This is a genomic window from candidate division TA06 bacterium (assembly GCA_016208585.1).
Taxonomy (GTDB): Bacteria; Edwardsbacteria; AC1; order AC1; family EtOH8; genus UBA5202.
The window spans coordinates 1-13148 of sequence record JACQXR010000069.1 but is presented as its reverse complement, the minus strand read 5'-3'; the positions used below and the strand labels follow the sequence as shown (position 1 = coordinate 13148).

Below are 13148 nucleotides of genomic sequence, written 5' to 3'. Positions count from 1 at the left end.
CTGCGGGCTTTGGCATTATTCCCGGAACGATATTCTGAAGTTGCTGGCGACAGAATACGAAAAACGGACGAAGTAAAAACTTCATCCGTTTTGTTTTGAACTGGTATTCAGTTTTCTCTATAATAACATCTGTAAATACTTTAATGTTACTTTCTTGTGACCAAGAAAGTAACCAAAGCCACGCCACGACAGGCCCCGCATTAATCTATTATGTTGCGGCGGGGAAGTCTTAACCGCCAAAGTTCCGCGGATGGTAGGGTTTACGCCCCGGCCCCGCCAAGGCGGGGCTTTTTCGGGGCTGAGGTCAAGCCGCTCCACTTAAGGCGGGGCACCAACCCTGGTTCGCGTTAGCGCTGCTGCTTGGCAAAAGCTGCCGTTTTACCGAATGCAATGAGAGTAAAGAAGCTATTGCCAGGATTAGGCCTTACTTGCGGGTCAATAGCTTCAGGCAGCTGGGTATTGGGACATCAAAGCAGCGCTGAGCGAAAGTTTCGCTTACGCTACCTACTGCTCACTCTTGGAGGCCGTAGCTTCAGCGAAGGACTCTCTTGGGAGCTTTCTCTTCAAAGAGAAAGCGGAGAAATAAATTAAGACCCAAAGGACAGGGTTTCTACCCTTGCCAGGAAAAAAATTGCGAGTATTACTTGCTATGAGTTCGTTATTAAGGGTTACAGAAACAACCACCCTGTCACTTCTCCCCGGCCCGGGCCATCAGGGTCAGATAGGTCTTGGCCCTTAAATTCCCGGGATCCTTGGCCAGGCAGATCTGCCATTGTTTGCGGGCTTTTTCTTTCTGCCCGTTCTTCAAATGGGCCACGCCCAGAAATATCAGGGCTTCAATATAATCGGGATGGGACTTGGTCAGCGTCTCCAGTTCTTCGATGGCCATGTAATACTGCTCCAGGTTCAGGTAGGTCTTGGCCAGCTTCAACCGGACGTCGTGGTGGTGGGGATTGAGCTTGAGCGCCTTTTGGTATTCCTCGGCCGCTTCGGTATTGTACCCGATGTCGCAGTAGGTATTGCCTAGTTCGGCATGGGCCGAAGATAATTTGTTGCGGATGCCGGTGGTCATCTCTCCCTTGATATCCTCGGCCTCCGTGGCCTGGCTGAAAAAGGAGACCGCATCATCGTAGCGGCCCAGTTCATTCAGGGTAATGGCGATGTTCAGGTGGGCTTCCACATACCGGTGGTTAAGCTTGATGGCCTGTTTAAAGGACTTGATTGCCATTTCGTATTCCCCATTCAGGTGATAGGCCAGGCCCAGATGGTTGTAAAGATCGGCGAAATTGGGCGAGATCTTGATGGCTTTTTTAAATTCCTGGACGGCCTCGCCGAACCGCCCTTTGGCATAAAGCTCGCGGCCCTGCTGGCCGTGTCTTTCGCTTTCAAATCCCATTTTTATTTCCCTTTTATTTATTCCCCGATGCCATAAAGATACGAAATCTGCGGCTAAAAGTCAAGGGCAATTATCTCCAGCGATTTATTAAGTATTTTGAAAATAAAAGGCCGAAGCTATTCTGCTCCGGCCTTTATAAAAGGACTCCGTAAAAGTTTATCTCAGCACCACCATCTTCTTGACACTGCTGAACTCTCCCGATACTATACGGTAGAAGTAAATACCCGCTGAAACCTGCCGGCCCGTTTCGTCCCGGCCGTCCCATTTGACGCTATACGGCCCGGGGTTCTGGCTTTCGTTGACCAGGGTTTTTACCACCTGGCCCAGGGTATTGTAAACCTTAAGGCTGACCTGGCCGGACTTGGCTAATTGATAATTGATCATTGTGAATTGTTTGCAGGGGTTGGGCACGTTCTGCATCAATTCATAGCGGTAGGCCGCTGGCCTGGCTTCACTCATATCCGATTGCGCCCCGCCGCCGTCATTGTTGTTGCCGGTAGCCTTGTCGTAAGCGAAAAGCTGCCAGTTGTCGCAGGTTACGATGGCCCCTTTCTTTAAGTTCACGATCTTCAAAACGCCTTCGCCGTCGTGGCTGACCGCATTGGGCAGGTCTTTCTCAAAAGTCACCAACTGGATGGCACTTTAACCGCGCCCAATGATACCTGGTCCACCCAGACCTGGTAGACGTGATCGGCCTTATCCGCATATTCCTGGTACAGGCTCATCTTTAGCGTTTGTTTCTGTTCCCGGTCCAGGGTCGGCAGGTAATACTCCAAAGCCGTGCTGTCATAGTCCACGGTGATGACGGAGGTCTTGGACTTGGTCTGCCCGTAAACCAGATAACCGTCCCGTTCTATGGTGTAAATGGAAGGTTCGGTTCCGCCCACATCGGCGGCCAATTTCGGGGTAACCGCACCAGCAGAATCACGGGCGATGAGCGAATAGAGGGGCCCGGTGCCTTCGGTCCAAACCGTGGTCATCTTGTTGCCGTCAACATTCTGGCGGTAGGCAATCTGGGGGTATGCCGAAGGCTGGGTCGGATTATTGCTGTAGTTTTTAGCGGGCTGCCATACAAAATCCTTGTATAAAGACATATACGCCTCCGTGTCGCCCGAAGACATTACTTCGCTCCAAGCCACATAGTTGCCGTCAAACACCGGGTTAACCGAAGCCGTGCCAGGATTATTGCTGACATTCTCCGCACCCTGCCAACTGAACTGTTTAACTATTATTTTGGCCTTAACAGCCAACTGCAAACTCCAGTTGCCTTTGTTATGATAGATATCGTTGCCTTCCTGCCAGACTAAGTGAACGTCTCCGTAATACGCCAGGGATGGGTTCTGCGAAACCACGCCGCTGCTGTAACTGATGTTAGCGGCCGCTTTCCATGTTCCGTTGGCGTTGCGTTGGGTCCAGTAGATGTCGTCATTGTACCGCCACGCGATATGAACCGAATTCTTGCTGTCCACGGTTATGGTCGGGCTGCCGCTGGCGTTATACAGTGTGTCGACTGTGACATGAGCGGAATCAAATTTATCGGACGGAAAACGCAAGCAGATCAGCGTGCCCACGTCTTGGGGCAACCAGTTGTATTGGATGAACGCCAGGAACACGGTGTCGCCCTTGCCTAAGGTCATGGCGGGCGCCGAGGCATTCATAACCGGCAGCGAGAAGCCGGGAATCCAGGGCGAGGTCTTTCGGGCATATCTAATATTGCCGTCAAGCCAGGCCGCGCAAAGACCGCCTTTTGAATCCTTGGCCAGGCAGGGGTAATTTCCCACACCAATGCCTATGTCTTTTGTCCAACTGTACCCGTCGGTCCAGGACTTCTGGTAAGCTATAGAATCGCCTCTGCTATAGACCAAATGCAGGGTGTCGCCCTTGTCGGTTGCCGATATTGCCAGACCTGTCCATGGCCGTTACATGCATTTGCATGGTCTGGCCAATCAGATTGTCCGGCACCCGGTATGACCAGATCGTTCTTTCTATGGGGGCAGCGTGATTGACCGTATATTTGGAAGATGGTTTACTGGCGAAAGTTCCTACCGGCTCGGGGCAAACCCAGTAGCCGCCAAAGTTGGGTTCGTCGGTGCAAGTCTGCCAGTTTAAAGTAAGGCATTTAAAGCCTGCATCGTAGTAACCGGTGGGAGCGGGCAGCTGGGCCGGAGTAAGATTGTCTAAAGCGACAACGGCAACACTTGTATCATATTTTGACGCACAAAGCGGGTTATCTGAATACGCTGCTATTGCATATACATAACTTACTCCATTTTGAGCCGTGTAATCGTAAAATATAGAGTTTGTAACGTTTGCCAACGGGGTAAAGTTTGCTTCCCCGGCTCTTTTTCTGGCAATATGGTAGCCGCTCGCGGCAGATACGTCGTCCCAGTTTAAAACAATCGTATTTCCATTATCATCTGGTTTATCTATCGCTGCAATGTAAACTGGCGTTGCCATGGGCTTTAATGTAGCACAATTAGAGGGGCCAAATACATTCCCCAAATAATACCACTTGTTTCTCCCATGCCATATTGCCCTTACCCAGTAGCTATATTCTTGAGCAAAAGCAAATGGTGGCCCATAATCTTCATAATAGTAATAGCCGCCGCCATCGGGTTTGATTTGATATATTAACTGCCCGTGATGCAAAGGTGAAACTGATCGGTATAATTCATAAGTATCAATTTGGGCGTCATTAATCCCATTTGTGCTCCATTCAACATAAATAAGCTCCACATTTCCGCAATCAGTTATAATGCCTCGCAAACTCGGCAATTCAAAAAAAGGCGCGCTTTCAACTATCCTATCGTTGCTGCCCACGGCATAGGCCCATCTGCCTGCAATATTATTGGGCGGCACCTGGCCTGCCCAGGTTGAAAGGCCGTATAACGCCGTGCCTGACTCATTAAAATATTCCCCACCTAAAGTATCAATTATAACGCCATCGCTGCCGCATATCAAATTGCTGTCAAGATCATAAAGCCAGGTGGGCTGTGGCTCCAGGCCAACCTTGCTCCAACTTCCCGATTTATATTTACCGAGATTGCCGTAGGACAACGGCACATAGGCGTTATTGTAATCCTGGCAGGTAAGATTTAGGACCGCCAACTGGGTGCCCAGCGGGGTGTTGGTGTTGGCCGGAAAATTATAGCTCTAGCTAAAGGCCAATGTGCTGTCGCAAGTCCAACTGCCGCCGCCATTGGTAGTTTTTACAAACAGGTTTCTTTCGTCGCCCGAGGCCCATAAATAATTGGGGTCACCCGGCTTCATCCATAAGCCGTTATACCAGATGGTTAAAGAATCGGCAGAGTTGGTTGATGGGCGTTTGGGTTCCCATCTCTTATACACAGGATTCCACCTCAATATATAACCCTTGCCGCAACTAATGTAGCCCCTATACTGGCTGTTATAAAATGTCATCTTTACCTTCAAGAACGGGGTAAGTGAGTCAGACGTGCCACCCAATATACCTCCTACACCTGCATCCGAAGAATACCTTACAGACCAATTACCGCCGCCATTTGCCGTATTTAGAATAACCCCTCTATATTTATCCTTCTCGGAATTCTTATACCCTACCACCCAGCCATTCATGGAATCCGGGAAGGACAATCCTTTAAAGTCGTACTTTGTTTGGTCAAACCCGGTGATGCCAACATTGATATCGGTAATCGTCTGCTTACTGTTAAGCACGGTGATTTTCTTTATCCTTCCATTATCACCCACCGCCCAGGCTAAACTATATTGGTCGCCATTGCCTTTAATGACCTGAATATCCCTAAGGCTGGTGTTAAGCCGCGGCGACACCACCTTGCACATATCACTGCAGACAAGCAGGCCGTCATCCCATACTGCTATTTCTACCACATCATTTGTTGAAGCCGTGGTTAGATGCAGAATACCCGCTCCCGCAGCATCGGTAGTATCCGTTCCAACTACAACGCCGTTTAGATATACCTTTACACAAGCCCCGGCCGCAGGCATTGTAGCCTTGGTATTGTTCCATAAAACACTCATTGGCAAATCGGCGTCACCCACCAATACTGTCTCGGGGCAGGCCATGGTGTAATAGGGTGCAGAGTTCACCCAAACTGGCATTTCGGGGTCGCCGAAAAGGTTTAATTCATAAAGGCACCAGCGCATTTGGGCATATTGAATGTCGGGATTATCGGCGTAAGGCGCCCATCTGGTTTTAGAGGCAGCTAAGGCTACCCCGATTTTGCAGCTATCGGGTGTGTTGAATATTTTATTAAATATTTCCACATCAAGCAGTTCAGATGAACCCATCTTTCCGGTTGTAGGCGCACCCCAGCCAAAACGAGAATTCATTATTGCGCCAACCGTGCCGCCACCCACTTTATTTATCAAATGATCCGCCAAACAGTCATCATTCCAAAGCGGGTCCATCGCGCCGGAAAAGCAAGATATTGCATTAGCAATGCCTGTTCTATCTCCGTTCTGCAAGGTATCAGCGTCATCATTCGTTAAATTTATAGCCGGCAGTTTGTATCTGATTCGAATAAGGTCCTCTAAACCATGTCCCACCCAGTGGCTAAGGCCATACCCCTCATTAAACAGTTGTATCATTTGTTCTTGGGTAAAGGGCGTTTGGTTGTAATATAGTTTTGTAATAGTCCAATCCTGTGAAACCATTGCGGCTATTGCTTCCTGGCTAAGAGTTTCATCGTAATCCGTAGAAAGATAACTCGTAGTGGGCAAAATGATTTTTTTAATGTAATCGCCGGGCGGGCATTTTTCGTATTTCAATATCTTGTAAACAATATTTTGCGCTTGCGCTATGTTAACGACAGGGGCACGCCCCACAAAAATGTCGGGATACAAATCCGCCCCATCAGATAGCTCGCCCCAAACATGATTATTATTTGCATCCCAATTTCCTGTTCCTGAAATACCGGCATAATACAAGTCGCAGGGTATAGAATCTTGGTCATTGCGCCAACTAGGTTCTTCTTGTGTACGTAAATAAAATACATGCCTTGCCGGTATGATATTCTCACTCGGATGGGTATCATCACCCTGCCCGCCCAGCAGAACATACATAGTACTCCAGGTGCTTCTTGCATCTTTTATAAAATTGCGAACCTTCTCTGACAGGTCATAGCCAGAATAATTGCCGGCTATCCAATCAACGGACACCACGGTTCCCGGAACTCCCTTTTTCGTCTTCCAGCTTGCCAATCGCTGAAATACCGTATCCATGGGCGGTTTGGTGATTATCACATAGGGATAATTACCCGGAGGCAGTTTTGCAGATAACGTTTTGTTTATTAAAGGCGATTGCGCATCCACCGCTTCGGGATTAACAACCATATTTTTCACCATATGACCAAAGGTGTTTTTCTGCAGTTCAGACGCCACATTTTCAGCTGTCCCAGCAACATAGGTTATTTTGTAAGTGATATTGGTATAAAGCACAAGCTTGCCTGTGGCAGGAATATAGTGCAACGGCCTTAAAGCAACCTCGCCCAAACTATAACCGCACATATTGCCGTTGCCGGTTAGGGCGGCAATTTGTACGGGGTACTCGGTATTTAAATTATAGATAGCAGTATCCGGTGGATTCCAGACAATAAGGCTAGGATCTATCGATAATGGCACTTCCGGTTGCGAAGGGAATATATTATAAACACCTGTTAATAAGGTTTTTTGAAATGAAACTACTTCCACCGAAGTGGCTTTTGCCCCGCTGGGGATGGATAAAACCTGCATTGCCACCGGCAAAGCAGGACGGACTACAATATCAGCACTTCTTGCGCCTTTTATTTCCACGTAATCGTAGACGCCTGCCTTACTGAACTTTAAATCAGCCGCAGAATAGCTGATCGTTCTGGTTATTTCGCCGGCCCAAACTTGTGCAGCGCAAGTGGCGGCAAGCAGAATAAAACCTATTGCTTTTTTCATGACGGGACTCCTCGCTTTTTAAAGTTGACGGTTTGTTGTTTATTTTATTAAAGTCATCTTTTTAATCATGTTTTTATCCCCAGTCTTCAGTTGGTAAATATAAATTCCATTTGAGACTTTTCGTCTTTCTTCATCCATGCCATCCCAACGGACTTCATAACTTCCAGCCTTCCTAACCTCATTAACAAGCACACTCACCGCTTGTCCGGCAATGTTATACACCTTAAGATTTACCATTTGGGATTTGGATATCTGGTATTTGATGATTGTAAATTGAGAAAATGGGTTTGGCGCGTTCTGGCAAAGAACAAAGGAGGTAATGGCGTTTTCTCCCGGTGAACCGAATATGTCCAGTTGATCGTAATATATTTTGGCATAGCGGGCCTTTAACCGCAGTGAATCAATGGCTAAGGTATCATCTATATTTAAATAAGCATAATTATACCCGGCACAGATCAAACACACCGCCAGCCGGACAGAAGCCCCCGGAGCCAGGTCCACCGGACCGGTTGAGGCTATAAAGCAACAGTCTCCGGGTGACGGTTTGGGATCGAAAGGAACATATAACCCCGTAGTATAATCATACCCGGCCATTTCTTTGTATTGTTCCATATTCGTGGGCGGGTCTATGGCAATGCTAAATACTTTGAAGTGCGTTAACCCCAAAGTATCTCCGGTAAATATCTGCCTTCCGTCCGGCAAGGTATAATCCTTGGTGGCAACCGGCCCCTGTAAAATATTAATGCCCACGCATCCTGGGGGTATTGTCCAGCCCACTTCTGTTGAATCGATTTGATACTGATAGGCCATGTTGGTGGTAGTATCATAGTAACAAACATCATTGGCCGAAGTGTCGCTTTCATTCCCGATGTCACAGTCGGCGGTGGGGGCCAGGTAAACATTATACAGGGTATCGGTCCCGGTGTTTTTTATCTCCCATGCAAAATATATCAGGTCTTCCAATAACGGAACATTCCATTGGTAGGTGGTTTGGGTTACTTCTATTTTTAACGGCCTGCCGCCAGTGGCGTGAGCTGTGGTTAAATAATCGTTATATACGCACCGGGTATCAAACATGGATATTATGCTGTCCTGCCCGCTGGTCTTCTTTAACGGCCAGTCGGCCTCGGTAGAAATGTATACTTTTGCGCTGGAATCGGCCGGAACCTGCGGTACGCCGCCCACAACTGTGCCGGGGGCAAACTCGTAAGAACAATTATTTGGACTATACGTCTTCCAATCGTTTGATCTTCTTCATACCGGAAGTTTACCATATTTTTACCGGGGTTGCTATCAAAGAACTCGTTTACTGCCAACTACTTCAGCTCGCCACCAAGTTCGATTTTACCCACACTCATTGGAGAAAAGCCAATTTGTTTTGATCTAATGTCTGCCAGTCATATATTGCCAACGCCAGAGAGGGAAGCAGCAATATTGCCAGCAAGACAGAAAATGTTGTTTTCTTTTCCATGATAGATCCTTTCCCTAACTTGTTCTGCTTTTACCGAAGCACCACCAGCTTTTTGGTCATATCTTTGTTTCCAGCCTCTACTCCTGAGGCGGATCCGCCTTTGGCGGACAGCCGGTAGATGTAGATGCCCGAGGACACTTTGTTTCCTATGTTATCCCGACCGTCCCATTTGACGGTGTGCTGCCCGGCGCCGACTTGCCCGCTGATCAGCGTTTTCACCAACTGCCCGGCCACGTTATATACCATAAGGCTTACCCGCCCCGGCGACGATAATTGATATTTGATCACTGTTGACTGCTTAAACGGATTGGGTGAGTTCTGCAGCAAATTGTTAATTGCTAATTGTTCATTGTTCGCTGGTTCCCCCGCAACCGCATCCGGTCCGGTGTATTTGCAGATCACCACAATATTGTTGGTGTCGGCAGCGAGATTGCTTAGTATAATTTCGTCTTTGCCGTCGCCATTTACATCCGCGGTGGCCGTAGGCCCCACGCCAAGACAGTCTCTAAACCACCGGCCCTTTAGCCAGGCATCAAGCGCAGTATCCGGCGTGTCTGAACCTAACCACAAGTGGCTTTTACCTATGGCGCCCATTACACTGTCGGTCCAGGCGCCGGCAATATAGTCTCCCATATTACCGCTATTTACAAGTCCGGAAGCTACCGATGTGCCCAACCCATAAAAAGTATCCGGGCCTATTATGGTCATATCAGGCAAAGTATCCATTGGGTTTCCGCCATTAAACAGCCATACCTTGCCGGAATTGTTATTGGAATTATATCCGCCGGGATATAATTCGCAACCGAACCATAGCTTATCGTATCCGGCACTGTCTTGGGCAAAACAAATAGTTCCTTCCGAACCAAGCAAGTTTACCGGCCCTTCGCCATCCTTCCACCAATCGGGGATGGTATCCATAGCAGCGCCGCCGTAAAAAATATAAACCCGCCCCCGCTCATCGGGGTTATAACCATTGGCGCCAACCGCCAAATCGTCAAACCCATCGCCATTAACATCTTTACCCGAAGCTAATCCCATACCGAATTTTTCATAATCATGCCCGTTTATTCTTAACCACGGTATGGTGTCAAAGGCCGCCGAGCCTTTATAGATATTCACGTGCCCGTTGCCGTCCATATTCCAGAAATCACCCACAATAAGGTCCGTGGTGTCGTCGCCGTTCAGATCCCCGGTGGCAATTACGCTGTAATTCTCATAAAGCCGGCCTCCAAATCTAATGTCGGGGTTTATGCTTGGCGGATTTCCTCCAAAATGAATGTAAACCCTTCCGGCGGCAGTAATGCAAATATCGCTTACGCCGTCGCCATTTATATCCCCCCCGCAAATGCCCACCCCAGGCCCACTGCTCCAGTCTGATATCAACAAATCAGGTATGGTATCAAAAGAATTGCTGCCATAAAATATATAAACTTTAGCCGTATCTTCCCCAGGCCCGCCGAGGTCCCTAATACATCCCACCGCCACATCATCATATCCGTCCCCGTTCACGTCCCCCACCCCGGCTATGGCCGCGCCCCAATAACGCAGGCTGGTGTCAGGCGTGCCCCGCTGGAAGATGATCTCTAAATTATAGACGGTCTGGGCTGTACAAAAGCAAAAGGCAAAAGGCAGAATGCAAAGTATGAATATACAGCGTTTCATGGTTTTTCCTATTTCGCCTAACTTGTTGTTTTCTATGGGTTTGCACCGGCAGTTTGGATATTCCCTCCTGAATTGCCTCCATTCCCTGCAGAATATTCAATATTCTCCTCTGCCGCAACTATATTCTCCTCTGAAAATGGAGTATTCCATAGAGAATATCCGATATTCTCTTCTGAAAATGGAGTATTCCACAGAGAATGTTCAATATTCCCTTGTGAAAATGGAATATTCCCTGTCGCCGCAAGTCCATTCTCTTCCGAAGCAAGCATCTTCGCTGCCTAAAAAAGAATATTCGCAAGGGAAAACATCTCCTTCCCTTGCGAATACATCCCATTCTCTATGCCTGTTTCTTCTTTCCCCGGTTGCCCACGTTGGACATCTGCTCCCGCAGTTTGCGGATCCTTTTTGAAAGCTCATGAGTTTTCCCCAGCGACCCGACTATCAGGTCTGCGGTGTCGGAGGCGTAACTGTAGGCCTGGTTTGCCGCCTCCACCGCCTTGTCGGTTTGGGCCCTAAGTTCCGCTTTCAGCGTCTCCTGTTTGCCGTCCTCCTTGATCGCAATATCCACCCTGGCCGATATCCCCTTGGACCTGCCGTCAACGTCCATCTTGGCCGCTTTCAGTTCTACGGCCTTTGCCTGGATGATGCTGCCCAGCTGTTTGGCAAAGCCCAATTTCCCGGAATAGGTCAAAGCCATTGGCCTCATGCTCCTTCTTTACGGTTGTTTTGAAAATCTCCCAATTGTAAGCATAGCAGATGTCGTGTCGGTTGTCAAAAGGTGTTTTAAAAAATGTTCCATTTATTTTCCCTTTATATTTTACGGACCCACCGTCACATGCTCTATCAGCTGACTCAGGCGCTTGGGGCCGATGCCCCTTACTTTCCTCAATTCATCCGCTTTCTTAAATCCGCCTTGGGCGGCCCGGTAATCAACTATTTTTCACCTCATCAGCACCATCCTTTGAGTAAGGCTGGCCCCTTCAAAATTAAGCTGGTAGAAATATACCCCGGCCGGCAACATCCTTCCCTGGCTGTCATCGCCCTTCCAGGTCAGATTATAAGCCCCGCTCTGTTTTGACCCCTGGTCCAAAATTTTTACCTTCCGTCCGCAAACGTCATATACGCTAAGTAAAACCGTTCCGGATTTGTGCAGCGCATAGCTGATGGAAACCACGCCCGAGGCCGGATTGGGCCGGCAGGGCATCAGTTGCAGCTTGTCATAGGCCAGGCCGGCGCTTACCGCCATTACCGGGCCGTGCCAGGTGACCCGGCCGTTCAGGTCCTTGTCCCCTAGCCGGTAGTAATAGGTGGTATTGGGCAACACCGTTGCGTCGGTGTAACTGTACTGGCAGCCGGACGGCGATCCAGCTTCGGCCTTTATGGTAGCCAAGTATCGGAAGCCTCCGTCTGGTTCGGAGGAACGCTCTATCAGCCACTCATAATTGTTGCGCTCGCTGGCGGTCTGCCAGGTCAAAGTTATGCCATCGCTTCCGCTCTGGCAGGCAAATTCCGAGAGCTCTATGGCCAAAGGCTGGGCCGTGGCCCGGGGCGAGACCCCGGCGGCCAGGCTGTTGAACTGGTAGAAGGCGCCATATTTGGCCGGAACCTTAGCCCCCTTGTCGATACTATTTGCCGGGGGGAAAGCGTTCCAGGAATTATCATTTGTTTAAAAAGATGGAATCGGCATTCTCAAACACCAGGCAGAAATCGGGTCGGAAGTTTACGTCAAAACCGGCGGCAACGGCGCCGTTGTATTTAAAAGTGGAGTCGGCCCCGCCGGTTCTGGTGTCAAAATAAAAGACCAGGTCGCCGGCGGTGCGCCAGTCATTGCGGCTATAACTCAGATACAGGTTGGAGGCATCCCAGGTGGTGAACAACGTATCTCCGAGGCGGATGCCTATTCTTTCGCTCTTGCAAAAATCATTGACACAGCCATAAGTATAGCCCAACCTGACCGTATGGGGCGTAACCGTGTCGCCGGTAGCAATAATTCTTGGTTCGTTGCCTAAGGTACCCCACCTGACTGGAGCGGATTCGTCACCTGCCTTTAGAGCGAATATCAGTGTATCGCCCGGGGCAAAGCCATATACTATTTTTTTCTCGCGCGTGTCTACGGCTGCAGGCGTCCAAGCTTGATAATAAGTAAGCCCGTATCTATAAAATCCTCCTCAGCACTCATCTTGCCCAGGTCCGATGCGGAGGCGTCATATTTGGTGTATTTCAACCAGTATTTTGAAGCGGCCTCGGTCAGGGAATCATCGCTGACCGCCGTCCAGGAAAGCTCTACCGATCCTTCTACTGTGCCGGTATAAACCGAATCAACCAGGTCAACTATCGGCTCTGGTTCCACGTTAAATCCCTGGAAGGCTAAGATCCGCCGGGTTAATTCCGACGCAGTGCTGGGATGGATGCCGTTGTTCAAAGAGCCGAGAGAGAAAGTCAGATATATGTTATTGTGAGTTGAGGCTTTCCCGCCCTTATAATAAGCGCCATATGACGTGCCCCGGCCCCTTACCCATTTATCTTTGGCCGGATCGCTGCCCATGATAAGCTGGTTTCCGGCTGCCAGTTGGTCTATTATATCCACCGAGTTGTCCGGCGCCTGCTGGTAGGGATAATTAAAAGACATTCCTTCGGTAAAAGTGCCGGCGATCCCCTCTATTTTTTGAATATTGCCGGTTGCGGTGGGGTTTCCCG

At 49.0% G+C, this 13148-nt stretch carries 13 protein-coding genes; all 13 read right to left on the bottom strand.

All coding sequences use genetic code 11. The features are described from left to right. Positions 1–688: 688 nt before the first annotated feature. Positions 689–1396, bottom strand: coding sequence for a tetratricopeptide repeat protein (locus HY768_05525; GenBank protein MBI4726669.1), 708 nt, complete (start codon positions 1394–1396; stop codon positions 689–691). A gap of 156 nt (positions 1397–1552) precedes the next feature. After that, positions 1553–2023 carry a T9SS type A sorting domain-containing protein gene (locus HY768_05520; GenBank protein MBI4726668.1) on the bottom strand — a complete coding sequence of 157 codons (471 nt, stop codon included), beginning with the start codon at positions 2021–2023 and terminating at the stop codon, positions 1553–1555. Further along, positions 2020–3261: a hypothetical protein gene (locus HY768_05515; protein ID MBI4726667.1), complete on the bottom strand. Its 1242-nt coding sequence runs from the start codon at positions 3259–3261 to the stop codon at positions 2020–2022. The genes HY768_05520 and HY768_05515 overlap by 4 nt, the downstream gene beginning before the upstream one ends. Beyond that, positions 3251–4504: a hypothetical protein gene (locus HY768_05510; GenBank protein MBI4726666.1), complete on the bottom strand. Its 1254-nt coding sequence runs from the start codon at positions 4502–4504 to the stop codon at positions 3251–3253. The genes HY768_05515 and HY768_05510 overlap by 11 nt, the downstream gene beginning before the upstream one ends. A gap of 45 nt (positions 4505–4549) precedes the next feature. Next, complete coding sequence (locus tag HY768_05505) at positions 4550–7318, bottom strand: hypothetical protein (protein MBI4726665.1); 2769 nt, start codon at positions 7316–7318, stop codon at positions 4550–4552. A 39-nt stretch (positions 7319–7357) separates the two neighbouring features. Continuing rightward, positions 7358–8281, bottom strand: a complete 924-nt coding sequence (locus HY768_05500; GenBank protein MBI4726664.1) for a T9SS type A sorting domain-containing protein — start codon at positions 8279–8281, stop codon at positions 7358–7360. Between the two features lie 538 nt (positions 8282–8819). Continuing rightward, a complete protein-coding gene (locus HY768_05495; GenBank protein ID MBI4726663.1) occupies positions 8820–10451 on the bottom strand; it encodes an FG-GAP repeat protein in 1632 nt (543 codons plus the stop codon). 32 nt (positions 10452–10483) lie between these two features. Next, positions 10484–10720, bottom strand: coding sequence for a hypothetical protein (locus HY768_05490; protein ID MBI4726662.1), 237 nt, complete (start codon positions 10718–10720; stop codon positions 10484–10486). Between the two features lie 68 nt (positions 10721–10788). Beyond that, on the bottom strand, positions 10789–11148 hold the full coding sequence (locus tag HY768_05485) for a hypothetical protein (GenBank protein MBI4726661.1): 360 nt from the start codon (positions 11146–11148) through the stop codon (positions 10789–10791). A gap of 120 nt (positions 11149–11268) precedes the next feature. Further along, positions 11269–11388, bottom strand: a complete 120-nt coding sequence (locus tag HY768_05480) for a helix-hairpin-helix domain-containing protein (GenBank protein MBI4726660.1) — start codon at positions 11386–11388, stop codon at positions 11269–11271. A 3-nt stretch (positions 11389–11391) separates the two neighbouring features. Next, positions 11392–11925 carry a T9SS type A sorting domain-containing protein gene (locus tag HY768_05475; protein ID MBI4726659.1) on the bottom strand — a complete coding sequence of 178 codons (534 nt, stop codon included), beginning with the start codon at positions 11923–11925 and terminating at the stop codon, positions 11392–11394. 184 nt (positions 11926–12109) lie between these two features. Then, complete coding sequence (locus HY768_05470) at positions 12110–12328, bottom strand: hypothetical protein (protein ID MBI4726658.1); 219 nt, start codon at positions 12326–12328, stop codon at positions 12110–12112. A gap of 233 nt (positions 12329–12561) precedes the next feature. Beyond that, positions 12562–13148: hypothetical protein (locus HY768_05465; GenBank protein MBI4726657.1), on the bottom strand; the 587-nt coding region annotated here is incomplete at its 5' end.

What these genes read in the sequence shown, in the direction of transcription:
- HY768_05525 (MBI4726669.1), bottom strand. Translation starts at nt 1,396, where the DNA reads ATGGGATTTGAAAGCGAAAGACACGGCCAGCAGGGCCGCGAGCTTTAT.
- HY768_05505 (MBI4726665.1), bottom strand. Translation starts at nt 7,318, where the DNA reads ATGAAAAAAGCAATAGGTTTTATTCTGCTTGCCGCCACTTGCGCTGCA.
- HY768_05495 (MBI4726663.1), bottom strand. Translation starts at nt 10,451, where the DNA reads ATGAAACGCTGTATATTCATACTTTGCATTCTGCCTTTTGCCTTTTGC.
- HY768_05490 (MBI4726662.1), bottom strand. Translation starts at nt 10,720, where the DNA reads ATGCTTGCTTCGGAAGAGAATGGACTTGCGGCGACAGGGAATATTCCA.
- HY768_05485 (MBI4726661.1), bottom strand. Translation starts at nt 11,148, where the DNA reads ATGGCTTTGACCTATTCCGGGAAATTGGGCTTTGCCAAACAGCTGGGC.